At 54.1% G+C, this 5,675-nt stretch carries 7 protein-coding genes; 4 read left to right on the forward strand and 3 right to left on the reverse strand.

Annotated elements, in window-relative coordinates; translation table 11 throughout:
• Positions 1–367 precede the first annotated feature (367 nt).
• Together VGK48_05725 and VGK48_05730 are read right to left on the reverse strand one after the other, a co-directional pair.
• Positions 368–1,147: a DUF3108 domain-containing protein gene (locus VGK48_05725; GenBank protein ID HEY2380665.1), complete on the reverse strand. Its 780-nt coding sequence runs from the start codon at positions 1,145–1,147 to the stop codon at positions 368–370.
• Between the two features lie 101 nt (positions 1,148–1,248).
• Positions 1,249–1,584 (reverse strand): NIPSNAP family protein, encoded by a 336-nt coding sequence (locus VGK48_05730; GenBank protein ID HEY2380666.1) that lies wholly within the window; start codon positions 1,582–1,584, stop codon positions 1,249–1,251.
• A 189-nt stretch (positions 1,585–1,773) separates the two neighbouring features.
• Between VGK48_05730 and VGK48_05735 the strand changes: the two genes are divergently transcribed.
• From VGK48_05735 to VGK48_05750, 4 genes are all read left to right on the forward strand, one after another.
• Positions 1,774–2,571: an outer membrane beta-barrel protein gene (locus VGK48_05735; protein HEY2380667.1), complete on the forward strand. Its 798-nt coding sequence runs from the start codon at positions 1,774–1,776 to the stop codon at positions 2,569–2,571.
• A 223-nt stretch (positions 2,572–2,794) separates the two neighbouring features.
• Positions 2,795–3,283: an asparaginase domain-containing protein gene (locus tag VGK48_05740; protein ID HEY2380668.1), complete on the forward strand. Its 489-nt coding sequence runs from the start codon at positions 2,795–2,797 to the stop codon at positions 3,281–3,283.
• 227 nt (positions 3,284–3,510) lie between these two features.
• Positions 3,511–4,266 (forward strand): hypothetical protein, encoded by a 756-nt coding sequence (locus tag VGK48_05745; protein ID HEY2380669.1) that lies wholly within the window; start codon positions 3,511–3,513, stop codon positions 4,264–4,266.
• 1 nt (position 4,267) lies between these two features.
• On the forward strand, positions 4,268–5,023 hold the full coding sequence (locus VGK48_05750) for a hypothetical protein (protein ID HEY2380670.1): 756 nt from the start codon (positions 4,268–4,270) through the stop codon (positions 5,021–5,023).
• Positions 5,024–5,129: 106 nt separating this feature from the next.
• On the opposite strand, the gene VGK48_05755 is transcribed toward VGK48_05750, so the two are convergent.
• Positions 5,130–5,675 (reverse strand): hypothetical protein (locus VGK48_05755; GenBank protein HEY2380671.1); only part of this gene is annotated, 546 nt, incomplete at its 5' end.

Below are 5,675 nucleotides of genomic sequence, written 5' to 3' on the forward strand. Positions count from 1 at the left end.
CATCGCCGCCGCCGGTGGCCTGCTCGTCCTGCTATTCGGTCGCAGGTTACACGAAGAATTACGTGGAAATGGTACGCGCCGACGGACGTGAATGTCTCACGCGTAGCGAGAAGTTGGCGCGGATTGTGTCATCTCGATGCAGAAGCCGTGACAATCGCCTGATCAGACGCTTCACTCAGCCCCGCGAGTCACCCCAATGACTGTTAATGATTGACTGATAATCGCGAGCAGCACGCCAGTTTTCAATTTCAGCTTTCCGCTGTCAGCTTTTCTGCTTTCTCTTCTCAGCTCTCACAATGATCAAGGAATCAACAACAAGGTGCGGTGACAATCGCCTCGGTGTGACTTGTGACTTCTATGGGCCGACCTACACCATCGTGTAAGTAATGATCGCTGCGATCTCACTCGAGCCGTCTTCGCCTTTTGGAACCTCCAGGACCGCCTTGATTACATAAGGAGGCTGTTTCGTTACCCACCATGTCATTCGGCCGTAAAGTTTCGTGGGCGTTTCAACCACCCAGGTTTCGGTTTTCTTTCCGGCCCCGGCAGGCACAGTCTCCCGTCCTTTAACTCGAACGGGCACCCAATCAATCGCCATCTTATTTGTATCAAGCGTCGGGATTTCGGATGCATAACCGTCTGTCAACGGCAGTACCGAAATCAAAACTCCGTACATGCCGCCATAGAAATCGAACACATTGCGATCAAGTTTCACCCTGACTTCCTCAGGTTTCGCGCCGGTTGAGTCAGTGTGACGATACATCACCGTGTCTGCCCCAAACTCGACATGGCGGACATTCCCATTATCACTGCGCGAGTAATCGAAGGAAAACGGTTTCATCGTCTTCGGATCGAAGACGCTCACAAAGGTCAACTTGATTCCCTTCTTCTCGTAATTCGCAATCTGCGTCCGCTTCATTGCCGGTTGGCCCCCGTAAACAGTACTCTCCAGCGAATCGCTCCAGGTCCCCGCTTCTTCGGCCGCCCCACCGGGCTTTTGCTGGGTGAACTTCCAGAGATTCGTGTACGGCTTGAGCTGAGAGCCGGTCACGTTGACATCTCCCACCTCTACGCGCGTCGATCCGGCGTAGAGAAAAGGCCCGGCGAACAAAAGTATAGCGGAGAGCAACACGAGAAACGTCTTCATCCTCCTCGATTGTCGATCTATAGCGGGAATAAACAAGGACAGGGACAGGTCTTCGCTTTCCGCTTTCCGCTTTCCGCTTTCCGCTTTCCGCGTTTCAGTTTTCAGCTTTCAGCTTCGTCGCCGCCCACGCGATAAAAATAGGAACGATCTTCGATCAAGATGCAGCCGGAGCGTTTGGCAAACTCGACGTTCTCTTTCGCTTCCGGATCTGCCACCAACTTCTTTCGGTACTCCTCATAAGCCGCCAGGCTTTCGAATCCGATCAGCGTCATGGCGATATTATCCGCGCCGCCGTAACCCTTCTTCGGAAGAAAATAGCCTAACGGCTCGCCACCACAGCGCCGAATGATCCCGCCATCCATCCATCGGCGCGCGTAAGTTTCGAAGTCAGCCAGCTTTTGTGAATCGATCGTATAACGAATGCAGTGGTAGATCATAAAGAGAAGCTACTCTGCCCCTAACTTCCGACCTCTTCCACTTTCTACTTCTCCTTTCGCCTTCCGCTTTCCGCTTTGCGCTTCCTCCCGGCTCCCCGCTCCTAGCTTTCCAGCGTTGACCTGATTCCGCCCAGAAGATAAAACCGGGTCATGCAGAACCGAATCGCCTTAACCTTGTCGATCGTGGCCTTGTTCGCCGCGCTGGCCTACGCGGGCCCCGAACCGTTGCCTTCGGGAAAAGAAATGAAACAGGTAGCACCGGCGCCGCCGGCTTGTCCGACCTGGACCGGGTTCTACGTCGGCGCTTTTGGCGGATACAAATTCGCTGCCACGGATATCAATCTCGATTTGTCCGGCAACTGGAATGGGCCCAGCCCGTCGGATCCTTTTGACAAAGATTTTATCGAGCCACGTGTACCGAACGATTTGGACGCGAGCGGCGCCGAGGCGGGCGGCCTGATTGGTTACAACTATCAATGGAATAACTGGGTTTTCGGTCTGGAAGCGGACGGCGGTTACCTTTGGCTGCGGAATTCGGATAACACCGGAACTTTCACCGTTCCGACGACAGGTGACATTTACAATGTGTCGACCTCCTGGAAGACCCATTATTTGGCGACGTTCGCGCCCCGAATCGGCTATGCCTTTTGCCGCTGGTTGCCCTATGTGACAGGTGGAGTTGCTATCGGCGACATCGACTTTCATCAGGAAATCCACCAGTTCTTTCGAGGCGCCCCGTTCTTTCAAGAAGGCGGCGACACGAGTGACACTCGAGTGGGCTGGATGGTTGGCGGCGGTTTGGAATATAAATTGACCAATCACTGGCATTTGCGCGGTCAATATCAGTACATTGATTTGGGCTGCGTTGATTTTGACAGTGCCGGAAGAGCACTCATATCCCCCGCCGTAGCCGCAGGCTACACCGGCCACCACGAAGCTTGTCTGCGCGAACACAACGCCAGCGTCGCCATAATCTTCGAGTTCTGAGATCGCTCTGCGGTGGAGACGACGGCGCATCCACGACTGCATAAGCTCGTGACAGCTCAACGTCTCAACCCTAAACATTCAACATTCTTAGAATGTTGAATGTTTAGATACGACCCCTTTGTCCATACTCCCTCTCTGTTTCTCGACGACTGCGACAATTGCCATCCGCCCGTGAAAACGCTAGAGTCGACCCGTTTTCCAGGGTTTCTCATTATCGACCCCCATGTCTATTCGAATCCTCATCACCGGCGGCACCTTCGACAAAGAATACAACGAACGCACCGGCCAGCTCTACTTCAAGGATACCCACATCGCGGAGATGCTCCGGCTGGGAAGATCGCAGATCGAGGTGACCATCCGCACCGTGATGATGGTCGACAGCCTCGAGATAACCGACACCGATCGCGCACTCATCGTGCAAAACTGCCTTCAGTCCGAGGAGAATCGCATCGTCATCACCCATGGAACCGACACGATGACGGACACCGCCGCCGCGATCGCCCGGGCCGTCCCGCAAAAAACTGTGGTGCTTACCGGAGCGATGATCCCCTACGCCTTTGGCAGCTCCGACGGTCTCTTCAATCTTGGCAGCGCGCTCTCGTTCGTGCAGGTGCTGCCGCCTGGAGTTTACATTGCCATACACGGTCAATGCTTTCCCTGGAACCGCGTCCGGAAAAACCGCGAGCGCGGTGAGTTCGAAGAAATTCCGTAAGGCTAGCCGCTCGGAATTCCGCATGGCCGGAAATGTTAATGTTCAGACGCGACAGTTGAGGACTGAAAAACTGTCCGGATCCAGAGTGATTCTTATGGGGTCTCTCAACTCTCAACCTTCTTCTAGAGATTCACGTAGGCCTAAAGTCCCATAGCCAAGGAGGACTCATCTTCTACTCTGGCAGTATGGAATCCCCGCGGTCAGGGTAACGACTCACCGTTCGTTAAATGAGCCATCTCATTATTGGTTTAATCTCGTTCGCCTCGATTTTCGGCGGCGTTCTTATTGGCAGGTTTGCCGCCCGCCGTCTTCCCGGCCATCATCTTAGCAGCGAGACCCAATCCGCGGTCACAGTGTCGGTCGCCGTCATCGGCACTTTATCAGCTCTCGTCCTCGGCTTGATGATTTCAGCAGCCAACAGTTCCTTTGCAGCCCGGGCGGACGGAATCAGGGAGTTGTCTTTGCAGGTGATCCGGATCGACCGCAACATGCGGCGCTATGGATCAGAGGGCGATGACGTTCGCGCGAAGCTGCGGGCCTGGGCAACTATTAAGAACGAGCAGCTTTTCCCGCACAAGAATCATCCGCCTCCATCACCAGAGAAAGGTATCGAAACGCTCGAGAGCGTGCAGGATGGACTGCTCGTTCTGACACCACAAGATGAACGGCAAAAGTACTTGCGCACGCTTTGTCTTACTCTGTCGAGTAACCTAATCCAGACCCGATGGGGGCTGGAGCAGCGCACCGGACACAGCACTCCGATTCCTTTTTTGGTTTTGCTGATCTTTTGGCTCTCGATTGTGTTTGCCAGCTTCGGTCTGTTCGCGCCGGCAAATCCGACCGCAATGGTCGCGCTATTACTGTGTTCGGTAGCGGTTGCCGGTGGGATGGTCCTCATAGAGGAGTTGGACAATCCCCTCACTGGTTTTATTCGTATTCCATCGGAGTCGATGCGCAAAGCGTTGATTGAAATAGAGCATTGAAATGTTCAATTTCGTTATCGGCTTAATCTCGTTCGGAGCGGTCTTCGGTGGCGCTCTTATTGGTTTGTTTGTCCGCCGCCGCCTCCCTAGCCATCATCTCAGCCGTGAGACAGAATCCGCGGTCACTGTGTCGGTCGCCGTCATCGGCACTTTATCAGCCCTAGTCCTCGGTTTAATGATCACAGCGGCCAACAGTTCCTTTACCAGGCGATCGGATGAAGTAAGGGAGTTATCTCTGCAAGTGATCCGGACCGAGCGCAACCTGCGGCGCTATGGAACAGAAGCCGAGGATGCGCGCGCGAAGCTGCGCGCGTGGGCAACCATAAAGACCCAGCAGCTTTTTCCGGAAAAAGGTCAACCTGTTCCATCATCTGAAACAGCCGTCCGAATGCTCGAGAGCGTGCAGGACACGCTTCTCACCCTGACCCCAAAGGACGAACGCCAAAAATACCTGCGCACACTGTGCCTAACCCTATCGAGCACGTTGATTCAAACGCGATGGTCGTTGGAACAACGCCTGGGCCACAGCATTCCCGTCCCATTCCTGGTTTTGCTGATCTTTTGGCTGACCATCGTTTTTGCCAGTTTTGGGTTGTTCGCGCCGACAAATACCACAACAATTCTTGCGTTATTGCTCTGTTCCCTGGCAGTCGCCGGTGGGATCGTCATGATTGAGGAATTGGACAACCCACTCTCGGGTTTGATCCGACTTCCGTCCGATCCGATGCGGAAGGCATTATCGGAAATCACCCAGTGATGGACAGCCCACTCGCGGGCTTCATTCACATTCCCGCAGATTCGATGCGCAGGCGTTGAACAAACTCACGCATTGCTTTCGTTAGGCATCGGGCGCCATCTGGAAGTCAGTGATCGCTGCCGGTGGCGGCGCCGTTATTCGCCGGCTTTTCGCTCGATTGCTGAATACTCGCCAGGGCCTCGTGCAAATCCTTGTTCATCTGTTCGGAGTAGTACTCCGTCAGGTTATTTTCCAACATCCACTTGCCGACCTCGGACCCCATCAGGTTGGGCAACATTGAACGTCTCCACTGGATCATTTTTGCGTCGTCAGCCGACATGTATCCGCGGTTACGCAGGTCATCGAGCTGCGCATACTGATCGAGAACGATATAAACATAGTAAATCTGCTTGATCAGGTCTTCGGTTTGCTTCTGCCGCTGAGGCTCGGGAAGATCTTTGACTTTCGCCTCCACCGCATCCGAGATGTTGCGCCAGCAAAGGCCTACCATCGGATTTCTGTCGACCACAAGCCGATTCATCTCAAATATCGTGCTGTTGATCCGATCGAAGGTGCTCTGTCGAATCTGTTCGATATCGGCCGAAAGACTTCGCGGCGGCACGCCGATGCGATCGTAGAGCAACTGCTCGAAACGATCAAAGAATGAGAAATC

The sequence above is a fragment of the Terriglobia bacterium genome, from assembly GCA_036496425.1.
In the GTDB taxonomy this organism is placed as follows: Bacteria; Acidobacteriota; Terriglobia; order 20CM-2-55-15; family 20CM-2-55-15; genus 20CM-2-55-15.

Coding starts and splice junctions, on each gene's coding strand:
- VGK48_05745 (HEY2380669.1), top strand. CDS start 3,511: ATGAGCCATCTCATTATTGGTTTAATCTCGTTCGCCTCGATTTTCGGC.
- VGK48_05750 (HEY2380670.1), top strand. CDS start 4,268: ATGTTCAATTTCGTTATCGGCTTAATCTCGTTCGGAGCGGTCTTCGGT.
- VGK48_05725 (HEY2380665.1), bottom strand. CDS start 1,147: ATGAAGACGTTTCTCGTGTTGCTCTCCGCTATACTTTTGTTCGCCGGG.
- VGK48_05730 (HEY2380666.1), bottom strand. CDS start 1,584: ATGATCTACCACTGCATTCGTTATACGATCGATTCACAAAAGCTGGCT.
- VGK48_05740 (HEY2380668.1), top strand. CDS start 2,795: ATGTCTATTCGAATCCTCATCACCGGCGGCACCTTCGACAAAGAATAC.